General features: G+C 56.8%; 19 protein-coding genes. 14 read left to right on the top strand and 5 right to left on the bottom strand.

Features of this window, described 5'->3' with window-relative positions:
• The first annotated feature begins 15 nt into the window (after positions 1-15).
• From pabC to ptsG, 6 genes are all read left to right on the top strand, one after another.
• Complete coding sequence (gene pabC / locus QRD42_RS12990; protein WP_321987292.1) at positions 16-831, top strand: aminodeoxychorismate lyase; 816 nt, start codon at positions 16-18, stop codon at positions 829-831.
• Positions 828-1,850: a cell division protein YceG gene (gene yceG, locus QRD42_RS12995; RefSeq protein WP_321987293.1), complete on the top strand. Its 1,023-nt coding sequence runs from the start codon at positions 828-830 to the stop codon at positions 1,848-1,850. The genes pabC and yceG overlap by 4 nt, the downstream gene beginning before the upstream one ends.
• A complete protein-coding gene (tmk, locus tag QRD42_RS13000) occupies positions 1,840-2,481 on the top strand; it encodes a dTMP kinase (RefSeq protein WP_321987294.1) in 642 nt (213 codons plus the stop codon). The genes yceG and tmk overlap by 11 nt, the downstream gene beginning before the upstream one ends.
• Complete coding sequence (holB, locus tag QRD42_RS13005; RefSeq protein WP_321987295.1) at positions 2,478-3,482, top strand: DNA polymerase III subunit delta'; 1,005 nt, start codon at positions 2,478-2,480, stop codon at positions 3,480-3,482. The genes tmk and holB overlap by 4 nt, the downstream gene beginning before the upstream one ends.
• Before the next feature lie 10 nt (positions 3,483-3,492).
• Positions 3,493-4,287, top strand: coding sequence for a metal-dependent hydrolase (locus tag QRD42_RS13010; RefSeq protein ID WP_321987296.1), 795 nt, complete (start codon positions 3,493-3,495; stop codon positions 4,285-4,287).
• Between the two features lie 298 nt (positions 4,288-4,585).
• Complete coding sequence (gene ptsG, locus QRD42_RS13015) at positions 4,586-6,019, top strand: PTS glucose transporter subunit IIBC (RefSeq protein WP_072568169.1); 1,434 nt, start codon at positions 4,586-4,588, stop codon at positions 6,017-6,019.
• A gap of 269 nt (positions 6,020-6,288) precedes the next feature.
• On the opposite strand, the gene fhuE is transcribed toward ptsG, so the two are convergent.
• Positions 6,289-8,484, bottom strand: a complete 2,196-nt coding sequence (gene fhuE, locus QRD42_RS13020; RefSeq protein WP_318364567.1) for a ferric-rhodotorulic acid/ferric-coprogen receptor FhuE — start codon at positions 8,482-8,484, stop codon at positions 6,289-6,291.
• A gap of 305 nt (positions 8,485-8,789) precedes the next feature.
• On the opposite strand from fhuE, the gene hinT reads away from it, so the two are divergent.
• The 8 genes from hinT to QRD42_RS13060 all read left to right on the top strand — a co-directional run bounded on the left by hinT (position 8,790) and on the right by QRD42_RS13060 (position 14,862).
• Complete coding sequence (gene hinT, locus QRD42_RS13025) at positions 8,790-9,149, top strand: purine nucleoside phosphoramidase (protein WP_072568170.1); 360 nt, start codon at positions 8,790-8,792, stop codon at positions 9,147-9,149.
• A gap of 1 nt (position 9,150) precedes the next feature.
• Positions 9,151-9,525: a YcfL family protein gene (locus QRD42_RS13030; protein WP_072568171.1), complete on the top strand. Its 375-nt coding sequence runs from the start codon at positions 9,151-9,153 to the stop codon at positions 9,523-9,525.
• Positions 9,526-9,537: 12 nt separating this feature from the next.
• Positions 9,538-10,182, top strand: a complete 645-nt coding sequence (gene lpoB / locus QRD42_RS13035; protein WP_072568172.1) for a penicillin-binding protein activator LpoB — start codon at positions 9,538-9,540, stop codon at positions 10,180-10,182.
• Complete coding sequence (thiK, locus tag QRD42_RS13040) at positions 10,169-10,981, top strand: thiamine kinase (protein ID WP_321987297.1); 813 nt, start codon at positions 10,169-10,171, stop codon at positions 10,979-10,981. Before lpoB ends, thiK begins: the two co-directional genes overlap by 14 nt.
• 11 nt (positions 10,982-10,992) lie before the next feature.
• A complete protein-coding gene (gene nagZ, locus QRD42_RS13045; RefSeq protein WP_321987298.1) occupies positions 10,993-12,018 on the top strand; it encodes a beta-N-acetylhexosaminidase in 1,026 nt (341 codons plus the stop codon).
• A 33-nt stretch (positions 12,019-12,051) separates the two neighbouring features.
• The gene (gene ycfP / locus QRD42_RS13050; RefSeq protein ID WP_072568175.1) at positions 12,052-12,594 is read left to right on the top strand and encodes an alpha/beta hydrolase YcfP; all 543 of its coding nucleotides are present in this window, start codon (positions 12,052-12,054) and stop codon (positions 12,592-12,594) included.
• 237 nt (positions 12,595-12,831) lie between these two features.
• On the top strand, positions 12,832-14,136 hold the full coding sequence (locus QRD42_RS13055) for an NAD(P)/FAD-dependent oxidoreductase (protein WP_072568176.1): 1,305 nt from the start codon (positions 12,832-12,834) through the stop codon (positions 14,134-14,136).
• A 186-nt stretch (positions 14,137-14,322) separates the two neighbouring features.
• Positions 14,323-14,862, top strand: a complete 540-nt coding sequence (locus QRD42_RS13060; RefSeq protein ID WP_072568177.1) for a glycine zipper 2TM domain-containing protein — start codon at positions 14,323-14,325, stop codon at positions 14,860-14,862.
• A gap of 414 nt (positions 14,863-15,276) precedes the next feature.
• Here QRD42_RS13060 and QRD42_RS13065 read toward each other — a convergent pair whose 3' ends face one another.
• The 4 genes from QRD42_RS13065 to QRD42_RS13080 all read right to left on the bottom strand — a co-directional run bounded on the left by QRD42_RS13065 (position 15,277) and on the right by QRD42_RS13080 (position 21,704).
• Entirely contained in the window at positions 15,277-15,912 is a 636-nt protein-coding gene (locus QRD42_RS13065; protein WP_321987299.1) for a TetR/AcrR family transcriptional regulator, read from the bottom strand.
• A 58-nt stretch (positions 15,913-15,970) separates the two neighbouring features.
• On the bottom strand, positions 15,971-16,939 hold the full coding sequence (gene ldtC / locus QRD42_RS13070) for a L,D-transpeptidase LdtC (protein ID WP_072568180.1): 969 nt from the start codon (positions 16,937-16,939) through the stop codon (positions 15,971-15,973).
• Positions 16,940-17,076: 137 nt separating this feature from the next.
• The gene (mfd, locus tag QRD42_RS13075; RefSeq protein WP_321987300.1) at positions 17,077-20,523 is read right to left on the bottom strand and encodes a transcription-repair coupling factor; all 3,447 of its coding nucleotides are present in this window, start codon (positions 20,521-20,523) and stop codon (positions 17,077-17,079) included.
• A gap of 107 nt (positions 20,524-20,630) precedes the next feature.
• Positions 20,631-21,704: an acyltransferase family protein gene (locus QRD42_RS13080; RefSeq protein ID WP_321987301.1), complete on the bottom strand. Its 1,074-nt coding sequence runs from the start codon at positions 21,702-21,704 to the stop codon at positions 20,631-20,633.
• Positions 21,705-21,793: the final 89 nt, after the last annotated feature.

Genomic DNA, 21,793 nt, shown 5'->3' on the forward strand with positions numbered 1-21,793 from the left:
CAAACAGGAGCCGCTATGTTCTTGATAAATGGACGTGAACAAGACTCGCTTGCCGCGAACGACCGCGCTATCCAGTTTGGCGACGGCTGCTTTACCACAGCCCGGATCCGCCAGGGTGAAGTCCAGCTATTACCGGCCCATATTCGTCGTCTGCGTGAAGCCTGTGAGCGGCTGATGCTGCCATTTACTGACTGGCAGGTACTGGAAGCCGAGATGCGCCATCTGGCGCACGGCCATCAACAGGGCGTACTGAAGGTTATGCTTACGCGCGGCGCGGGCGGACGCGGATATAGCGCTGCCGCCTGTCATGCGCCGACGCGCCTGCTGTCCGTGTCCCCCCTGCCTGCACACTATGATCGCTGGCGGGAGGAGGGCATCAGGCTCGCCTTAAGCCCGGTGCGTCTCGGGCGCAATCCTCATCTGGCGGGTATCAAACATCTCAACCGGCTGGAGCAGGTGTTGATCCGTACTCATCTTGAGCAGACGACCGCCGACGAAGCGCTGGTTCTTGACAGCGACGGGTTCATTACGGAATGCTGTGCCGCGAATCTGTTCTGGCGAAAAGGCAATGACGTCTTTACCCCGAATCTGGATCACGCAGGCGTGAACGGTATTATGCGCCAGCACTGTATTGCGCAGCTGGCGGCGTCACCCTTTCGTGTGGTGGAAGTCCATGCGGCAGAAGAAGCCCTGGCAGATGCCGACGAAGTGCTCATCTGTAATGCGTTAATGCCGGTTATTGCGGTTCGTGCATATGGCGAACGGACGTGGACGTCACGCACGCTGTATCAATTTTTAGCCCCACTTTGTGAGCATTCGATTTCGTCATGAAGAAACTGTTTCGGTTCGTGCTGATCCTCGCGGTGATCCTGGTTATCGCTGCGGGTGCGGGTCTGTGGAAAGTCCGCCAGATGGCGAACAGCCCGATCCTTGTAAAAGAAGAGACTATTTTCACTCTGAAAGCTGGCACGGGCCGCATCGCCCTTGGCGATCAGCTGCATGCTGAGAAGATCATTAATCGCCCGCGCGTCTTTCAGTGGTTGTTACGCGTGGAGCCGGATCTGTCGCACTTCAAGGCCGGGACCTATCGTCTGACGCCGAAAATGACCGTGCGCGACATGCTGTTGCTGCTGGAGAGCGGCAAAGAAGCGCAGTTCCCGCTGCGGCTGGTGGAAGGCATGCGCCTGAGCGATTATCTTCGCCAACTGCGTAACGCGCCCTATATCAAGCACACGCTGAAGGACGACAGTTATCAGACCGTCGCCGCCGCGCTGAAATTCGACAACCCGGAATGGGTGGAAGGCTGGTTCTGGCCGGACACCTGGATGTATACCGCCAATACCACGGATATCGCGCTGTTGAAGCGCGCGCATCAGAAAATGGTGACGGCAGTGGACAGCGCCTGGGAAGGGCGGATGGAAGGACTGCCTTACGCGGATAAAAATCAGCTGGTCACCATGGCGTCCATCATTGAAAAAGAGACGGCGGTCGCCAGCGAGCGGGACCGCGTCGCCTCGGTGTTTATCAACCGCCTGCGCATTGGCATGCGTCTGCAAACCGATCCGACGGTGATTTACGGCATGGGTGAAAAATATAACGGTAAGCTGTCGCGCAGCGATCTTGAGACGCCAACCGCGTACAATACCTACACCATCACCGGATTGCCGCCAGGCCCGATCGCCACGCCAGGCGAAGCCTCGCTGAAGGCCGCCGCGCATCCGGCTAAAACGCCGTATCTCTATTTTGTGGCTGACGGTAAGGGAGGGCATACCTTCAACACCAATCTCGCCAGCCATAACCGGTCAGTGCAGGACTATCTGAAAGTATTAAAGGAAAAAAATGGGCAGTAAATACATCGTTATTGAAGGTCTCGAAGGTGCAGGTAAAACCACGGCGCGCAACGTTGTGGTGGAAACCCTTGAACAGCTCGGCATCGGCGAGATGATCTTCACCCGCGAGCCGGGCGGCACCCAGCTGGCCGAAAAACTGCGCAGTCTGGTGCTGGACATTAAATCGGTCGGCGATGAGATCATTAACGATAAAGCCGAAGTGCTGATGTTTTACGCCGCCAGGGTGCAGCTGGTGGAAACGGTGATCAAACCGGCGCTGGAGCGCGGCTGCTGGGTGATCGGCGACCGTCACGATCTCTCCACCCAGGCCTATCAGGGCGGCGGACGGGGCATTGATAACGCGATGCTCGCCACGCTGCGTGACGCGGTGCTGGGGAGTTTCCGCCCGGATTTAACGCTGTATCTCGACGTCACGCCGGAAGTGGGCCTGAAACGCGCCCGCGCCCGCGGTGAACTGGATCGCATCGAGCAGGAGTCGCTGGATTTCTTTAACCGTACCCGTGCGCGCTACCTTGAGCTGGCGGCGCAGGACGCGAGCATCAAAACCATCGATGCGACTCAATCCCTTGAGGATGTGATCCGCGATATCCGCCACACCGTAACCAGCTGGGTGCGGGAGCAGGGCGCATGAAATGGTATCCATGGCTACGCCCGGACTTTGAGCAACTGATTGCCAGCTATCAGGCCGGACGCGGACACCATGCGTTACTGATCCACGCGCTGCCCGGCATGGGGGAGGATGCGCTGATCTACGCCATCACCCGCTATCTGATGTGTCAGCAACCGGTGGAGCACAAAAGCTGCGGCCAGTGTCGCGGCTGTCAGTTAATGCAGGCGGGCACCCATCCGGACTATTACGCCCTGACGCCGGAAAAAGGCAAAGCGTCGCTGGGTATTGATGCGGTGCGCGATGTCAGTGAAAAGCTCTATGAGCACGCCCGGCTGGGCGGCGCGAAAGTGGTGTGGATCAGTGACGCGGCGCTGCTCACCGATGCGGCCGCTAACGCCCTGCTGAAAACGCTCGAAGAGCCACCGGCGAACACCTGGTTTTTCCTCGCCTGCCGCGAACCTGCGCGACTGCTCGCCACCCTGCGCAGCCGCTGCCGTATTCATCATTTATCCCCGCCGTCAGAAAGCTACGCCAGCGCCTGGCTGGCGCGGGAAACCACCGCCAGCCCTGAGGCCAGCCTTGCGGCGCTGCGGTTATGCGGCGGTGCGCCGGGTGCGGCAGCGCAACTGTTACAGACTGACAGCGCCGCCCAGCGGCAGACGCTCTGTACCGCGGTAAATGCCGCGCTGGACAGCGCCGACTGGCTCTCTCTGCTGGGCGTGCTCAATCACGATCAGGTGGCGGAGCGCCTGCACTGGCTGGCCTCGCTGCTGATGGACGCGCTGAAAATGCAGCAGGGCGCGACCCTGCTGACCAACGTCGACGCACAGCCGTTAGTTCACCGTCTGGCGCAGCATCTGCCGACGGCGCGCCTGCAGGCGATCATCACGGCGGTATTTCAGTGTCGCGGGCAGTTGCTGGACGTCACCGGCATAAATCGCGAACTGCTGTTAACCGATCTACTCTTATGCTGGGAGCACTACCTGCAACCGGGCACCGTGCTTCCTGTATCCCACTTCTGAAAGAGATCTTATGTTTTTAGTTGACTCACATTGCCATCTTGATGGCCTGGATTATCAATCCCTGCATAAAGACGTTGATGATGTGCTGGCGAAAGCCGCCGCGCGCGACGTGAAATTTTGTCTGGCGGTCGCCACCACGCTGCCGGGTTACCGTGCCATGCGTGATCTGGTGGGCGAGCGCGATAACGTGGTCTTCTCCTGCGGCGTGCATCCGCTGAATCAGGACGAGGCTTATGAAGTGGAAACCCTGCGTCAGTGGGCGGCGGAAGAGGGCGTGGTGGCGATGGGCGAGACGGGTCTCGACTATTTCTACACCCCGGAAACCAAAGCGCAGCAGCAGGAATCTTTCCGTAACCACATCCGTATTGGCCGCGAGCTGAACAAGCCGGTGATCGTCCATACGCGCGATGCCCGCGAAGATACGCTGGCTATTCTGCGCGAAGAAAAGGTGACGGATTGCGGGGGTGTACTACACTGCTTCACTGAAGACAAAGAAACAGCCGGTAAATTGTTGGACATGGGCTTCTATATCTCATTTTCCGGGATTGTCACTTTCCGTAACGCGGAGCAGCTCAGAGATGCCGCGCGTTACATACCGCTCGACAGGCTGCTGGTGGAAACGGATTCGCCGTATCTGGCCCCGGCCCCCCATCGTGGTAAAGAAAACCAGCCTGCGATGACCCGCGATGTCGCGGAGTATATGGCGGTACTGAAAGGTGTTCCGGTTGAAGAACTGGCGCAACAAACGACACAAAACTTTGCCAGACTCTTCCATATCGACCCTGCCCGCCTGCAATTTTCCTGATCGCACAGTTTTTTTAAAGCTCGTAATTAATAGGCTTTGCGAGTAAAGTTCACCGCCTCAAACGGGGCGGTGACACTCTTTTTTGACACATTCAGACAAGACTTTTGTAAAATAGTGCAAGTTTTAAGAACGGTCCTGGCTGAAACGTGATAGCCGTCAAACAATATTGCGCTGATTTATTTTACTCTGCGTAATAAATAAAGGGCGCTTAGATGTCCCGTCCAGGGCGCGGTTCTCCCCCCGCGCCAATGCGTGAAAACGTAAAAAAAAGCACAAATACTCAGGAGCACTCTCAATTATGTTTAAGAATGCATTTGCTAACCTGCAGAAGGTCGGTAAATCACTGATGCTGCCAGTATCCGTACTGCCTATCGCAGGTATCCTGCTGGGCGTCGGTTCGGCAAACTTCAGCTGGCTGCCAGAAGTTGTTTCCCATGTCATGGCTGAAGCGGGCGGTTCCGTTTTTGCTAACATGCCGCTGATCTTCGCTATCGGTGTTGCGCTGGGCTTCACCAATAACGACGGCGTTTCTGCGCTGGCCTCTGTGGTCGCTTACGGCATCATGGTGAAAACCATGGCGGTGGTAGCGCCGCTGGTGCTGCATTTACCTGCTGAAGAAATCGCGGCTAAACACCTGGCGGATACCGGTGTTCTGGGCGGGATCATCTCCGGTGCGATAGCGGCCTACATGTTTAACCGCTTCTACCGTATCAAGCTCCCTGAATATCTGGGCTTCTTTGCGGGCAAGCGCTTCGTGCCGATCATCTCTGGTCTGGCTGCGATCGTGATGGGCATCGTGCTGTCCTTCATCTGGCCGCCAATCGGTACCGCTATTCAGACCTTCTCTCAGTGGGCTGCTTATCAGAACCCGGTCGTGGCGTTCGGTATCTATGGCTTCATTGAGCGCTGCCTGGTGCCGTTCGGTCTGCACCACATCTGGAACGTTCCTTTCCAGATGCAGATTGGTGAATACACCAACGCCGCAGGTCAGGTATTCCACGGTGACATTCCGCGCTACATGGCAGGCGACCCGACTGCGGGTAAACTGTCCGGCGGTTTCCTGTTCAAAATGTACGGTCTGCCGGCTGCGGCAATCGCGATCTGGCACTCAGCGAAACCTGAGAACCGCGCGAAAGTGGGCGGTATCATGATCTCCGCTGCGCTGACTTCGTTCCTGACCGGTATTACCGAGCCAATCGAATTCTCCTTCATGTTCGTGGCGCCGGTGCTGTACGCAATCCATGCGGTACTGGCTGGTCTGGCCTTCCCGATCTGTATCCTGCTGGGTATGCGTGACGGTACGTCCTTCTCCCATGGTCTGATTGACTTCGTGGTGCTGAGCGGCAACGGCAGCAACCTGTGGCTGTTCCCGGTTGTGGGTCTGTGCTACGCGGCGGTGTACTACACCGTGTTCCGTGTGCTGATTAAAGCGCTGGATCTGAAAACCCCGGGTCGTGAAGACGCAACCGAAGACGCAAAAGCGACCGGCACCAGCGAAATGGCTCCGGCTCTGGTATCGGCTTTCGGCGGTAAAGATAACATCACTAACCTGGATGCCTGCATTACACGTCTGCGTGTAAGCGTGGCTGACGTTGCTAAAGTGGATCAGGCTGGCCTGAAGAAACTGGGCGCGGCAGGTGTGGTGGTTGCAGGTTCCGGCGTTCAGGCAATTTTCGGTACGAAATCCGATAACCTGAAAACCGAGATGGATGAATACATCCGCAACCACTAAGAAATAGTCTGGGGAGACTGAGGGAGCCGAATGGCTCCCTTTTTTACGTCTGGTGAATGTGAAGCCGGGTGGCGCTTCGCTGACGCTGGCCTGGGGACTGGGATTGTGCCGGGTGGCGCTTCGCTTACGCCGGCCTACATACCGGGAACTGTGCCGGGTGGCGCTTCGCTTACACCGGCCTACATACCGGGACCGGCCTACATTTATGGGGTTTGGTTACTGTAGGCCCGGCAAGCTTGCGCCGCCGGGCAAGTCATTTACGCGGAGTATCAGAAGCTGTAGTTCGCGCTAACCGAGAAGTTACGCGGCTCGCCGAACACATAGGTGCGGCTGTTGACGTTGGTTTCGTAGGTCTTATCGAACAGGTTATCCAGATTCGCCTGCACCGAAAGCGCTTTGGTCACGTGATAACGGGCAAACAGATCCACCAGCGCGTAGCTGCCTTGTTCAGAGCGCAGCGTCCCGCTGGCAACAGGTACATCAGCCCAGGTGTGGTTCTGCCAGTTCACGCCACCGCCGACCGTCAGGTCCGGCAGCATCGGCAGGCGATAGCTGGTGAACATTTTCACCGACGTGCGCGGCAGATCAGAGTTTACCGCGACACCTTCGCTGTCTTCCGCCACATAACGCGTTGCGCCGAAGGACATCTGCCAGTTGTCCGTCAGTGCGCCGTTCACTTCAAATTCAACGCCGCGACTGACGGTACCATTCGCTTCACGATATGCGGTTTCCCCGTTGCTGCCGGGAACCACGCCGCCTGTGGACTGCGCCAGATGATCCTGCTCAATGCGGAATACCGCCAGCGAAGTCGTCAGGCGGCTGTTCATCCAGTCGGCTTTCACACCCGCTTCGTAGTTATTACCGGTGATCGGCGACAGGTATTTACCCTGACTATCACGTTGCGTCTGCGGCTGGAAAATCGAGGTATAGCTGGCATAGGTGGACCAGGTATCGTTGATGTCAAACACCACGCCCGCATACGGCGAAGTATTGTTCTTCTCCAGATCCTGGGTCAGGGTATGCAGCGTGTAATTGGTATAGCGCGCGCCCAGAATGAGGTGCAGCGGATCCGCCAGCGAAATGCGGGTCGCCATATACGCGGACTTCTGACGCACCGTATCTTCCTGCGCGAGGCTTAACGGCGACCAGTCGGTTTCCGGGAAGTTACCGGAATAATCGCTGTAGTTGCCTAACTGCGTATCGCCGATGTTTTCCCACGAGCTGTAATAGATATTGTGCTGTTTAGTGTAATTGGTGCCCACCATCAGCTCATGCTGACGACCAAAGAGTTCGTAATTGCCGTTAGCAAAAGTATCGATGGCATCCACTTTACGCTTGCCGGTGTTGTAGCCGGTGCCGCCAACAAAGGGATAGGACGCGCCATACGGGCTGACCATCAGGCCGGTGGTTTTATCAACCTGGCCGTCCAGATACAGCGCCTTGCTGTCGAGTTCAGTTTCGGTGTGCGTACCGTTTACCGTAAGCTGCCAGTTATCGCCCAGCTTTTGCTTCAGAGTGACAAAAGTACGCTGCGTTTCGGTATCGCTGTAGGCCCAGTCAGGCGCCGTACTGTCGCTGCGATCGGCCTTGATTTTGCTGCCGTCGGTATACCAGCGCGGCAGGCCGCCCCAGGTCTGATGGTCAGTGTTGTTTTCCTGATAATCGTAACCCACGGAGAACGCCGTGGCGTCAGTGAGATCGGCATCAAGCACGCCGTAGAAGAATTTTTTCTTCTGACCGTAATGATCCAGCCAGCTATCCTTATCCTGATAGCCCGCCACCATACGACCACGGATGTTACCGTTTTCGGTAAGCGGGGTGGAGAGATCCGCCACGTAACGTTGCTTGTTCCAGCTGCCGTACTCTGCGCTGACGTTGGTGGTGAATTCACGGCTGTCAGCGTGCTTACGCACCATATTAATCGCCGCAGAAGGGTTGCCGGAACCGGTCGTCAGACCATTCGCGCCGCGCACCACTTCAATACGCTCATACATAGCGGTATCCGACATCGCATCGCCCAGGTTCCAGCGGGATTCAAACAGCGTCGGAATGCCATCGACCATATAGTTGTCGATCAGAAAACCGCGGGAATAGAAGGTGCTGCGATCGGAATCCGCCACGCTCTCAGAAATACCGATGGTATTTTTCAGCACGTCACCCAGCGACTCCAGCTTCTGATCTTTCATCCGCTGTTCGCTGACCAGCGTCACCGACTGCGGAATATCACGCTGAACCAGCAGCATTTTGGTGCCGGAGGTGGTGGTTTTAACGCTGTAATCTTCACTTTCTGTGGCTGCCGTCGTGCCTGAGGACGAACCATCGACAACCAGCGTATCTTCCGGCGCTGCCGTGGTGGCCGCAAAGCCCGCCGCTGGCGTCAGTGCAAAAGCAATACAAACCGCCAGCAGTGACGGATGAGTGGCAGGCGGACGTTGTCCGTCCCTGGCGTGAACGGTGAAAGACATCATTAACCCTTCTGAGTGTTGGTCATAAAGCACCCCGTCAATACGTTGTCGGCGCGGTGCAGGATAGTTAATTATTCAGTTATGAAACGCGCATGGAAATGCAAATGCGAAATATACGCATTACAGTTCACCCTGTAAACAGATGTAATATTTATTAATGAAACCCGGTTTTACTCAGCACGATGAACAGGGGGATGACATAAGCTTTCGGCAGGGTAAGAAAATGAGGTTTATAGTTGAAACATCAGGAGATTGTCACTCATACTCTCTGGCAATATTATGCAGTCATAAAGAAGGAAGACGACATGGCAGAAGAAACTATTTTCAGTAAAATTATTCGTCGCGAAATTCCGTCGGATATTGTCTGGCAGGATGAGCTGGTCACCGCGTTCCGCGACATTTCCCCACAGGCTCCTGTACACATTTTGATTGTGCCGAATATTCTGATCCCGACCATCAACGACGCCACCGAAGCCCATGAGCAAGCGCTGGGCCGCATGATGACCGTCGCGGCGAAAATCGCAAAGCAGGAAGGCATTGCCGAGGACGGTTACCGCCTGATCATGAACTGCAATCGTCATGGCGGCCAGGAGGTCTATCATATTCACCTGCATCTGGTCGGGGGCCATGCCCTGGGTCCTATGCTGTCTCACAAAGGCCGCTAAGATGACCAAAGGGCGTACTGCCGTATTACTGGCGGCGATTTTACTTGCCGGATGCAGCGCAAAACCGGCGATCCCGGTCAGCGATGAGCAAACGCTGGTGATGGAGTCAACCGTCCTCGCGGCGGGGATCTCCGCCGAAAAACCGGAATTATCCCGCTCGGAAATTCAGTCTTCTGCGTCCTCAACTCTCTACAATGAAAGAAACGTGCCGGTAACGGTTAACTATCGTTTTTACTGGTATGACGCCAGAGGCCTTGAAATGCATCCGCTGGAAGCGCCGCGAACCGTCACTGTGCCTGCACACGCATCGGTGACGCTTTATGGCAGCGCCAACTATCTGGGCGCACATAAAGTGCGGCTCTATCTCTATTTATAAGGGGTGATTTGAATGAGAATGATGGGACGTTACGCCCTGCTTGCCACACTGGCATTGATCCTGACCGGCTGTCAGATTAATCAGGAACAACCCGCGCCGGTCGACCAGGCGACGCCGGTACCGGAACAACCGACCACGCCGCAGCAACCGCTGCCGACCGTGCCGTCAGTACCGACCATCCCGTCACAGCCAGGGCCGATTGAGCATCAGGACGAAACCGTGCAGCCGACGCCGCGCGTACGTCACTACGACTGGTCCGGCGCGATTTCGCCGATGGTCAGCAAAATGCTTCAGGCGAGCGGCGCGGCAGGCGGCAGCGTGCTGCTGGTGGACAGCGTCAATAACCGCACCAACGGCTCGCTGAATACCGGCGAAGGCACCGATGCGCTGCGCAATGCGCTGGCGAACAACGGCAAATTCACGCTGGTGTCCGCGCAGCAGCTGGGCGTCGCCAAACAGCAACTGGGGTTATCCCCGCAGGACAGCCTCGGCACCCGCAGCAAAGCCATCGGCATCGCCCGTAACGTTGGCGCGCAGTATGTACTCTATTCCAGCGCCAGCGGCAACGTTAACGCCCCAACCCTGCAAATGCAGCTGATGCTGGTACAGACTGGCGAGATCGTCTGGTCAGGTAAAGGCAGCGTTGCACAACAATAAACCTGAGCGTGACGCTATTCTGTCACGCTATTTTCCGCAGTTTACGCCCGCCGCAGATCAGACAACGTCCGGTCTGTCTGGCGGGAGTATCATTATTGAACGCGGGCAGCAGCGTCTGGTGCTCCGTTTCCGTCACGCGGCCACCCCCGCCGCGCCTTTTCTGCGTCAGTATCATGTCCTGAAACGTCTCCCTGTTTCGCTTGCGCCACAGCCGCTGCGTTACGGCGAAGGCTGGATGGCCGTCGATTTTCTGCGCGGTGAGGTAAAAACTGCGCTACCGGCTACCGATGCGCTGGCAGAGGTGTTGTATCATCTGCACCAGCAGCCCTGTTTTGGCTGGCGCATCACGCTGTTGCCGCTGCTTGAAGGCTACTGGCAACAGGCCGCGCCTGCACGACGCACGCCGTTCTGGTTGCGGCAGCTGAAAAGGCTGCGCAAACAGAGGGAGCCGCGCGTGCTGCGTCTGGCGCCGCTGCATATGGATGTCCACGCGGGCAATCTGGTGCACAGTGCGCAGGGGCTGCGTCTGATCGACTGGGAGTACGCGGGAGATGGCGATATTGCCCTTGAGCTGGCCTCGGTGTGGATGGATGACGCCGCGCGACAGGGGCTGGTGGAGGATTATGCCCGCCGTGCCAGCATCGATCCCATCATGTTACAGTGGCAGGTGCGGCGCTGGCGGCCCTGGGTGATGATGCTGATGGCAGGCTGGTACGAGTACCGCTGGCAACAGACGGGCGAACAACAATTTATAACGCTGGCCGATGAAATATGGCGCCAGTTGCAGACTAAAGGATAAGAGAGGTCAGTGTGGGTCCGGTAATGTTAGATGTTGAAGGCTATGAGCTGGATGCCGAAGAGCGCGAAATTCTGGCGCATCCGCTGGTGGGCGGTTTGATCCTGTTTACCCGCAATTATCACGATCCCGCCCAATTGCGCGAGCTGGTGCGCCAGATCCGCGAGGCGTCACATCACCGACTGGTGGTGGCGGTGGATCAGGAAGGCGGGCGCGTTCAGCGCTTCAAAGAGGGTTTCACCCGACTGCCCGCGGCACAGTCCTTCGCCGCGCTGCTGGGAACAACCGAGGGCGGCAGGCTGGCGGAAGAGGCTGGCTGGCTGATGGCAAGCGAGATGATCGCCATGGACATCGACATCAGCTTTGCGCCGGTGCTGGATGTGGGACATATCAGCGCGGCCATTGGCGAACGCTCTTACCATGCCGATCCGGCTACCGCGCTGGCAATGGCGACCCGTTTTATCGACGGTATGCACAGCGCCGGAATGAAAACCACCGGCAAGCATTTTCCGGGACATGGCGCGGTAAGCGCAGATTCCCACAAAGAGACGCCGCGCGATCCCCGTGATGAAGCGGAGATCCGCGCCAAAGACATGTCCGTTTTCCGCTCGCTGATTACGGATAACAAGCTTGACGCCATCATGCCGGCGCATGTGATTTACAGCGAGGCGGATCCGCGTCCGGCAAGCGGTTCACCCTACTGGCTGAAAACCGTGCTGCGCGGCGAGCTGGGCTTTAACGGCGTGATCTTCTCCGACGACCTGTCGATGGAAGGGGCGGCGATTATGGGCAGCTATGCGGAGCGCGGGCAGGCGTCGCTGGATGCCGGCTGCGATATAATCCTGGTTTGTAATAATCGTAAAGGCGCGGTCAGTGTTCTGGATAACCTGTCGCCGATCAAAGCAGAACGTGTTACAGAGTTGTATCATAAAGGTTCATTTACGCGTCAGGAATTGATGTCATCCGCGAAGTGGAAAACGGTCAGCGCCGCGCTGGAACAGCTGCACGAACGCTGGCAGGAACATAAAACGGCGCTTTAATCCATCGGTGCGTTGCAGTGTGGTGAGGGCACAATGATCATCTATTTACACGGTTTTGACTCGAACAGTCCGGGTAATCACGAGAAAGTGTTGCAGCTTCAGTTTATCGATCCGGATGTGCGGCTGCTGAGCTACAGCACCCGCCATCCGCGGCATGATATGCAGCACCTGCTGAAAGAAGTGGATAAAATGTTGCAGCTCAATGTCGATGAGCGTCCGCTGATCTGCGGCGTCGGGCTGGGCGGTTTCTGGGCCGAGCGTATCGGCTTTCTGTGCGATATCAGGCAGGTGATGTTTAACCCGAATCTGTGGCCGCAGGAGAATATGGAAGGCAAAATCGACCGTCCTGAAGAGTACGCCGATATTGCCACCAAATGCGTGACTAATTTTCGCGAAAAAAACCGCGACCGCTGTCTGGCGATCCTGTCCCGCCGGGACGAGGCGCTCGACAGCCAGCGTTCGGCGGCATTGCTGCAACCTTTTTACGAAATCGTCTGGGATGAAGAGCAGACGCATAAGTTTAAGAATATCTCCCCGCATTTGCAGCGCATCAAAGCCTTTAAAACCCTCGGTTAATCCGGCGTACATTCTTAAAAGTCAGCTTAATCGCTGACTTTTTTTTCCTTTACTGCGGATCGCGCTTATCTTTTAAGCAGCAAAACTTGATGTACATCAATTTTGGTATGACCAATGCACCGAACATGCTATTCTCGTTACCGGTAAGGCGTTTTCCTGCTGGTAACTTGTTGTTAAATAAAACTTATTTTTATAACTTTTACTTAACAATTGGTTAATAATTTTAAGGGGGTCACCTTGACTACACCATTGAAAAAGATCGTGATTGTGGGCGGGGGTGCAGGCGGCCTTGAGCTGGCCACTCAACTGGGCAAAAAGCTCGGACGCGGTAAAAAAGCGAAAATCACGCTCATCGACCGTAACCACAGCCACCTGTGGAAGCCGCTGCTGCACGAAGTGGCGACCGGCTCGCTGGATGAAGGCGTGGATGCGCTGAGTTACCTGGCGCACGCGCGTAACCATCACTTCCAGTTCCAGCTTGGCTCCGTGATGGACATCAATCGCGAAAGCAAAACCCTGACGCTGGCTGAACTGCGCGACGAGAAGGGCGATCTGCTGGTGCCGGAACGTAAAATCGCTTACGACACCCTGGTGATGGCGCTGGGCAGCACCTCCAATGATTTCAATACGCCGGGCGTGAAAGAGCACTGTATCTTCCTCGACAACCCGCACCAGGCCCGTCGTTTCCATCAGGAAATGCTTAACCTGTTCCTGAAATACTCCGCCAACCTCGGCGCCAGCGGCAAGGTCAACATCGCCATTGTCGGCGGTGGCGCGACCGGCGTTGAGCTGTCGGCAGAGCTGCATAATGCGGTGAAACAGCTGCACAGCTACGGTTACAAAGGGCTGAGCAACGAGGCGCTGAACGTGACGCTGGTGGAAGCGGGCGAGCGTATTCTGCCTGCGCTGCCGCCGCGTATTTCCAGCGCGGCGCACAACGAACTGACCAAAATGGGCGTACGCGTCCTGACGCAGACCATGGTCACCAGCGCCGACAGCGAAGGGCTGCACACCAAAGACGGCGAACATATCAAAGCCGATCTGATGGTGTGGGCGGCAGGGATCAAAGCGCCGGACTTTATGAAAGAGATCGGTGGGCTGGAAACCAACCGCATTAATCAGCTGGTGGTTGAGCAGACCTTGCAAACCACCCGCGACCCGGACATTTTCGCCATCGGCGACTGCGCCTCCTGCGCCCGTCCGGAAGGGGGCTTTGTGCCGCCGCGCGCTCAGGCCGCTCACCAGATGGCAACCTGCGCGCTGCACAACATTCTGGCGCAGATGAAGGGCAAGTCGCTGAAAGAGTATGTCTATAAAGATCATGGCTCGCTGGTGTCGCTGTCGAACTTCTCCACCGTCGGCAGTCTGATGGGTAACCTGATGCGCGGCTCGATGATGATTGAAGGCCGCATGGCGCGCTTTGTATACATCTCGCTGTACCGTATGCACCAGGTGGCGCTGCATGGCTATTTCAAAACCGGCCTGATGATGGTGGTCGGCAGTATTAACCGGGTGATCCGCCCGCGTCTGAAGCTGCACTGACAGACCATGCCCCGCTTCGCGGCGGGCGTTCAGCATATCCTTCTGCCCGACAGGGCTATGTGGTCAGACTTCTCTGAATCACCGCATTTCCCCGCACAATACCCCGCAAACTTCCTGAATTCTGATTGGCGTACGCTGCCTTTGATTGCAAAATTGTTACCAATAGCAAAAAAGGGAGATGATCCTGTGAATAAATCAATGTTAGCGGGTATAGGAATTGGTGTGGCCGCTGCTCTGGGTGTGGCAGCGGTTGCAGGCCTTGATGTCTTCAAAAGCGGCCCACAATATGCGCAGGTCGTCTCAGCCACACCAATCAAAGAAACGGTTAAAACGCCGCGTAAAGAGTGCCGTAACGTGACGGTAACGCATCGTCGCCCCGTGCAGGATGAAAATCGCCTGACAGGGTCGGTGCTGGGCGCTGTCGCAGGCGGCGTGATTGGTCACCAGTTTGGCGGCGGTCGCGGTAAAGATGTGGCCACTGTTGTCGGCGCGCTGGGCGGCGGCTATGCCGGTAATCAGATTCAGGGGTCACTACAGGATAATGACACCTACACCAGCACGCAGCAGCGTTGTAAAACCGTGTATGAAAAATCGGAAAAAATGCTCGGTTACGACGTCACCTACAAAATTGGTGACCAGCAGGGAAAAATTCGTATGGATAACGATCCCGGCACGCAAATTCCGCTGGATGGCAATGGCCAGCTGATCCTGAACAACAAAGCGTAAAAAAGAAGTTCTGCATTAATTGACTCCCCAATCGCTCAGGCTGGGGAGTCCTTTTTTATTTCTGCCTTATACCGCAGTATCGCGACTCTGCTTCACCAGCAGACCTGCCGTAATCAATACCGAGACGAAAGCGAAAAGCACTGAACTGCCGCACAACAACCACAGACTAAACAACAATGTAATTACTATTAGCACTTTGAGTAATGGTAATAGCAAAACCATTTCATTTTCCTTCTGCATGTGAACAGCCATAAATCGCGTCTTCATGACCTGCAAGCGTCTCCCGTTGTGATACTGCTAATCATTAGCAGAAAAATAATCACAATAAGAATAGCAAAGCGAAGCGGAAAACAGAAAGGCCTGACCTATTGCTGCAAAAGGTCAGGCCAATCAAAAGAAAGAAGGGGATTACAGTCAGGATTTCAGCAATTCAGGCCACAGTCGCAGGGTGGTGTGGGTGATTTGCAGCAGTTTTTCCATGCAGGCGCCTTCACGCGCGCTCACGGACATGCCCTGCAGAATACAGCTCAGAAATTGCGCCAGCGCGGCCACATCGCGGTTGGCCGGGATCTCGCCCCGCGCCTGGCGCTGCTGTAAAAACTGCAACAGCGTCTGCTCCTGAAGGGCGTGGCGGGATTTGATCGTTCGGGCGATTTCGTTTGAGGAGGCGGCGAGCGTCGCAGAGGTGTTAATCATAAAGCAGCCCGCCGGGGTATCCTTACTGGTAAAGCAGGTGGCGACAGAAGTGAAGTAATCCCGCAGCGCCTGCTCCAGGGGTTTTTCCTCGCACAACAGTTGCGCGTCATGCTGCGCCGTGAAGCGAGCGATATAGCGATCGAGCACGGCGCGGAACAGCCCCTCTTTGTTCGTGAACTCTGCATACAGCGTCGGCGCTTTGGCGCCTGTCGCCTCAACCAGATCCGCTAACGAGGTGGCCTCATACCCGTGCTGCCAGAACAGCGTCATGGCTTTATCAAGCGCGGCGTCCCGGTCGAAGGTTTTCGGTCGGCCACGGCTTTTTTTAGTACCGCAGGTCACGTCGTTGGTCATAGCGCCGCCTGAATAATGATGTTTGTTGAACGATCATTATAAAAATTACCGGCAGGCATTACAAACTTTGCGCAACCTCCTGATGTTCCGTGACATCTACCGGCATTCCGGAACGAACCTGCATCACTTCATCCATCAGCGCAGTATTTGTTTGCGCATCGGCTTTAAAGGATTCCATTGCGCTGCTCAGTACAATTGGCTGGGTTTTCGGATCGTCGTTAATGGATTTAGACAGCGGCTGATGCACCTCCACCAGGCGACGGCCATCCGGCTCGACAGAGGCCTTGATCGGCGTATTAATGATGTTCACTCTGGTGCCCGGCGTGACCTTTTTAAACAGCGTGGCGATATCGCCATCCCGCAGACGGATACAGCCGGAGCTGACGCGCATGCCGATGCCAAAATCTGCGTTAGTGCCGTGGATCAGATACACACCGCCGTAGGCCGCCAGACGAATGGCGTGATGCCCCATCGGGTTATCCGGGCCTGCCGGCACCACCGCAGGCAGATCGATACCCTGCGCTTTATAGCGTGCGCGAATATTCGCGGTCGGCGTCCAGGTCGGATTTGCGCGTTTGTCCGATACGGTAGTCACCATCGTGGGCGTTAAGGTATCGCCTCCCAGCTGGCCGATGCCGATAGGGTAGATCGTCACTTCGCTTTTACCCGGCGGGTAATAGTAAAGACGCAGCTCGGCAAGGTTAATAACAATACCCTCGCGCGGTACGTCCGGCAGCAGGGTTTGCAGCGGAATGGTCAGTACGCTGCCCGCGCGGGGGACGTAAGGATCGACGCCGGGGTTCGCCTGTAACAGCGCAAGGAATCCGACATTGTATTTTTTGGCAATCGCTTCCAGCGAGCCGCCATCGTTTTCCACGAGATGGAAGCGGTTTTCACCGACCACCCGGCTTCCCGCCGCGGGCAGCGGCCAGGTATTGGCCTGAGCGGGAAGGGCGAGCGCCAGAGTCGAGGCAACGGCAATAAAAGCCAGCCAACGGGCAAAACGCGAGGTTTTCATTAGTATCATCACCCACAGGTATATTCAGGTTATTGTTATTCAACATAAACCTTAATTATGGATGGTAGGCATGTCGGGAAATGCAGGGGAAGTGCAAAGAGTTTGTAAAGGCTGGCGCGCCGCCCGGGGACGGCGCGCCAGTGATCTCAGGCGACGGCGTTTTCCGCCAGTTTCTGCATAAACTGACGCACCCATTCGATACGGGTTTTCCGCTCACCGAGATCCTGGAAGAACTTCAGTCGTGTCGGCCCGTCGAGGCGGAAATGCTGCGGCTGCTTTTGCAGCAGACCAATCAGCCACACCGGATCCACATGATTCTTCTCGGCGAACTCAATAGTGCCGCCTTTGTCGTTACCTTCGATCTTGCGAATGCCCAGGTGCTGCGCCTGTTGACGCAGTAACGCCACCTCAAGCAGGGTACGCGCCGGATCCGGCAGCAGGCCGAAGCGATCGATCATCTCCACCTTAATTTCATCCAGCTCGTTCTCACTTTTCGCACTGGCCACCCGTTTGTAGAACGACAGGCGCGTATTCACGTCAGGAATGTAATCATCCGGGATCAGCGCCGGCATACGCAGTTCCACTTCCGTCTGCTGGCTGGTGAGATCTTCCAGAGAAGGCTCGCGCCCGGCTTTCAGCGCATCGACCGCGTTTTCCAGCATCTCCATGTACAGCGAGAAGCCGATGGTTTCCATCTGACCGCTCTGATCTTCCCCGAGCAGCTCCCCGGCGCCGCGGATCTCCAGATCGTGGGTCGCCAGCGCAAAGCCCGCCCCCAGATCTTCCAGCGAGGCAATGGCTTCGAGGCGTTTCTGCGCATCGGTGGTCATGGCTTTCGGATGCGGCGTCAGCAGCCACGCATAGGCCTGATGATGCGAACGCCCGACGCGCCCGCGCAGCTGGTGCAGCTGCGCCAGGCCAAAATGATCGGCCCGCTCGATGATGATAGTGTTGGCGGTGGGAATGTCGATCCCGGTTTCGATTATGGTGGTGCACACCAGCACGTTAAAACGCTGGTGATGGAAATCATTCATTACGCGCTCCAGCTCACGCTCGCGCATCTGTCCGTGACCGATAGTGATACGCGCTTCCGGTACCAGATTCGCCAGACGTTGCGCCGCCTTCTGAATGTTTTCCACATCGTTATAAAGATAATACACCTGGCCGCCACGCAGGATCTCACGCAGCATGGCTTCACGTACCACCAGATCGTCATACTCGCGCACGAAGGTTTTCACCGCCAGACGACGGGCGGGCGGGGTGGCGATAATCGACAGATCGCGCATGCCGCTCATCGCCATATTCAGCGTGCGCGGGATCGGCGTGGCGGTCAGCGTCAGAATATCCACGTCGGCGCGCATCGCTTTAATGCGTTCTTTATGGCGCACGCCAAAGCGGTGCTCTTCATCGACGATAAGCAGTCCCAGGTCACGCATCTTCACATCGCTTTGCAGCAGCTTGTGCGTGCCGACCAGAATATCAATTTTACCCTCGGCGACCTGCTCCAGGATCTGCGCCTGCTCTTTGGCGCTGCGGAAGCGGGAGAGCATCTCAATGCGCACCGGCCAGTTGGCGAAGCGGTCGCGGAAGTTATCATAGTGCTGTTGCGCCAGCAGGGTGGTCGGCACCAGCACGGCCACCTGCTTGTGGTTTTCCACCGCAAGGAAGGCGGCGCGCATCGCCACTTCGGTTTTGCCAAAGCCCACGTCGCCGCACACCAGACGATCCATCGCCAGCGGCTGAGACATATCGCTGAGCACCGCATTGATCGCCTGCGCCTGATCCGGCGTGGTTTCAAAGGGGAAACCTTCGCAGAACAGCTGATACTGTTCACGATCGTGTTTGAACGCGAAACCGCTTTTCGCCGCGCGCTGGGCGTAAATATCCAGCAGTTCCGCCGCCACATCGCGGACTTTCTCCGCCGCTTTCTGCCGCGCCCGTGACCAGGCATCGCTGCCAAGTTTATGCAGCGGGGCATTATCTTCAGCGCCACCGGCGTAGCGGCTAATCAGATGCAGGGACGAAACCGGCACATAGAGTTTGGCGTCACCGGCATAGGTGAGCATCAGGTATTCGCCCTTGATGCCGCCAGCTTCCAGGGTGGTCATTCCCGCATAGCGTCCGACGCCGTGCTCCAGATGGACAACCGGCTGGCCGGGATGCAGTTCGGCGAGGTTACGGATCAGCGTATCCGGGTTAATGGTGCGGCGATTATCCTGGCGGCGACGGGACACGCGTTCGCCCAGCAGATCGCCTTCACAGATCAAGGCCCGGTTGCGCAGGGTGTCGATAAAGCCGCGCTCCGCCGCGCCAATGATCAGATAACGCCCGTTACCGGTCGCTTCATCCAGACGCTGAATGCGCTTCGGCGCGATCTTGATGCGTGCCAGCAGTTCGCCTAACGCCTCGCGACGCCCCTCGCTTTCCACCGAGAACACTACCGGGCCGCTGAAGGATTCGATAAATTTACGCAACGCGTCGAGCGGCGATTTCTGCTGCGCCTGCACCGCCAGATCCGGCAGCGTCTGATAGCCCAGATTGGTGTTGGCGGCTTTGTCAGCCAGCTTGTCGGTTTTCAGCTGAATGCGCGGCCAGCCTTTCAGCGCGCCGAACAGTTCGTCAGCGCGCAGCCACAGGCGGGACGGCGGCAGCAGCGGTCGCATCGGATCGACGCCGCGGTTTTCATAGCGCGCCTGGGTGTCGTTCTGGAAACGCTCCGCGCTGCTTTCCAGATCGCCGGTATTCACAATCAGCGTATTCGCCGGGAAATAGCTGAACAGCGCCGGCAGCGGCTCGCTGAAGAACAGCGGCTGCCAGTATTCAATACCGGTCGGCAGGGTGCCTTTGCTCACCTGCTGATAGATGTGCTCCGCATCGCGCTTCACGTCAAAATTATCGCGCCACTGGCTGCGGAACAGCTCGATGGCGGCTTTATCCGTGGGGAATTCGTGGGCAGGCAGCAGATTGATGGCCTCCACTTCCTCCAGCGTGCGCTGCGTGTCGGCGTCAAAAAGACGCAGACTGTCGATTTCATCATCAAAGAAATCAATACGGTAGGGCTGTTCGCTGCCCATCGGATAGAGATCCAGCAGCGCGCCGCGGGTGGCATATTCACCGTGCGCCATCACCTGATCGACATGCCGGTAACCCGCGTTATCCAGCTGCGCGCGCAGCGCGTCCCGTGACAGCCGCTGGCCTTTGTTCATCACCAGCGCGTGACCGTGCAGGAAGCTGTGCGGGCAAACGCGCTGCATCAGGGTGTTGACCGGCATGATCAGCACACCGCGCTGCATGGCGGGCAGCTGGTACAGCGTCGACAGGCGCGAGGAGATGATTTCCTGATGCGGCGAGAAGCTGTCGTAGGGCAGCGTTTCCCAGTCGGCCAGATTCATCACCAGATGATCGGTAAACTGCCTGATTTCATCGTGCAGACGCAGCGCGTTTTGCATATCGGGCGCGATCAGTACCACCGGGCCGGTATGACGTTCAACGATTTCAGCCACTTCGGTGGCACAGGCGCTGCCAGTAAGTTCGCCCAGCTGACGCTGGTCGCCCGCGCTTGAGGGCAGGGAATAACGGAATTGTTCAGGCATAGCGGATGTCATGATCTCTTAAGGGTACGCCCCCGATATGGGGGCATGCCACTGAAACACAATGCAGTTTATTATCCTCGATCATGCCATTTTAGCAAAGGCAACCGTCACCGGGTGGCTACTGCCGGACGTAAATCCACCGGCGGCGAGAAGAACAGATCGCCAAACAGACGCGTCGAGAGTTTGCGCACCAGCAGTCCCGCCGCGGTGCAAATCAGCAGACTGATAAAGGGATACACCAGCAGCAGCGCCAGTTCCACCATCGGCGGCAACCGCGCCTGATTAAGCAGCGGGATGAGCGCCAGACTGAAGCCTTCAATCAGAATACGGTGAGTGGTGTAAATAGCGATGGTATTAGAACCCACTACATTAAGCAGATTGTTGTCGCCCGGCGGGAATCGCTGCTCCAGCTGCAAAAACAGCTTCATGATCAGCACAATGGAGAACAGCGACAGCAGCAGCGGCACGTTTTTAAACCACAGCAGCACCGCCGCCACCAGAGCGATCCCCAGCCACAGCGCATAGCGGCGCAGCGGCACGTTTTTAATGATGTCCATCACCGCCACGCCATACCACGCGCCCAGGCTGTAATAGATCATATTGCGCGCCACGCTGTTCAGACCCCACCAGGGCAGCGGCAGGAAATTAATGGCGACGGAGAGGATAACCAGTAAGCCCATTACCGGCGCTTTCCAGCGTTGCAGCGCCTTGCAGAGCACGAAATAGACCAGCAGCGCATACAAATACCACAGGCTGGTGCTGGCAGTAAGCATACCGTGCAGGAAGCCGGTAAAGGATCCGGCATAGGCGGCGTTGGCGGTGGCGCTGAGATCCCGTTCCGGCGCCAGCCATTCGTTTAACGCGCCAATCGCCAGCCACTGCACCACGCCCCACAGCGCCAGCACATAGAAAATACTCCACAGCCGTTTATCGATGCAGCCTTCCCACTGTACTTCTTCCACATACCGGCGGATCAGGTAGCCGGAAATAAAGAAAAACACCGGCATACGGAAGGGGGCGAGGTACAAATTAAAATAGATCCAGCACTTGGACAGGGTCTCCGACAGCGGATGTTGCAGCCCTTCCAGGTGCGGATAAAACGTAATTACCGAGTGGTAAATCACCACCAGACAGATACACAACCCTTTGATCTGGTTAATCCATAGTGCTTTTTGTTTCATGCTTACCACGTGCCTGTTATATCCAAGTTCAGGCGTTAATTGTGATGATGAGAGGAGACAGCGGTAATGCGTAAAGGTCTGGATTTGGA

Source organism: Enterobacter sp. PGRG2 (assembly GCF_030291195.1).
Lineage (GTDB): Bacteria > Pseudomonadota > Gammaproteobacteria > Enterobacterales > Enterobacteriaceae > Enterobacter_D.

Bases quoted from the DNA above. Each gene is read 5' to 3' on its own strand.
- pabC (WP_321987292.1), top strand. From the start codon at position 16: ATGTTCTTGATAAATGGACGTGAACAAGACTCGCTTGCCGCGAACGAC.
- yceG (WP_321987293.1), top strand. From the start codon at position 828: ATGAAGAAACTGTTTCGGTTCGTGCTGATCCTCGCGGTGATCCTGGTT.
- tmk (WP_321987294.1), top strand. From the start codon at position 1,840: ATGGGCAGTAAATACATCGTTATTGAAGGTCTCGAAGGTGCAGGTAAA.
- holB (WP_321987295.1), top strand. From the start codon at position 2,478: ATGAAATGGTATCCATGGCTACGCCCGGACTTTGAGCAACTGATTGCC.
- QRD42_RS13010 (WP_321987296.1), top strand. From the start codon at position 3,493: ATGTTTTTAGTTGACTCACATTGCCATCTTGATGGCCTGGATTATCAA.
- ptsG (WP_072568169.1), top strand. From the start codon at position 4,586: ATGTTTAAGAATGCATTTGCTAACCTGCAGAAGGTCGGTAAATCACTG.
- fhuE (WP_318364567.1), bottom strand. From the start codon at position 8,484: ATGTCTTTCACCGTTCACGCCAGGGACGGACAACGTCCGCCTGCCACT.
- hinT (WP_072568170.1), top strand. From the start codon at position 8,790: ATGGCAGAAGAAACTATTTTCAGTAAAATTATTCGTCGCGAAATTCCG.
- QRD42_RS13030 (WP_072568171.1), top strand. From the start codon at position 9,151: ATGACCAAAGGGCGTACTGCCGTATTACTGGCGGCGATTTTACTTGCC.
- lpoB (WP_072568172.1), top strand. From the start codon at position 9,538: ATGAGAATGATGGGACGTTACGCCCTGCTTGCCACACTGGCATTGATC.
- ycfP (WP_072568175.1), top strand. From the start codon at position 12,052: ATGATCATCTATTTACACGGTTTTGACTCGAACAGTCCGGGTAATCAC.
- QRD42_RS13065 (WP_321987299.1), bottom strand. From the start codon at position 15,912: ATGACCAACGACGTGACCTGCGGTACTAAAAAAAGCCGTGGCCGACCG.
- ldtC (WP_072568180.1), bottom strand. From the start codon at position 16,939: ATGATACTAATGAAAACCTCGCGTTTTGCCCGTTGGCTGGCTTTTATT.
- mfd (WP_321987300.1), bottom strand. From the start codon at position 20,523: ATGCCTGAACAATTCCGTTATTCCCTGCCCTCAAGCGCGGGCGACCAG.
- QRD42_RS13080 (WP_321987301.1), bottom strand. From the start codon at position 21,704: ATGAAACAAAAAGCACTATGGATTAACCAGATCAAAGGGTTGTGTATC.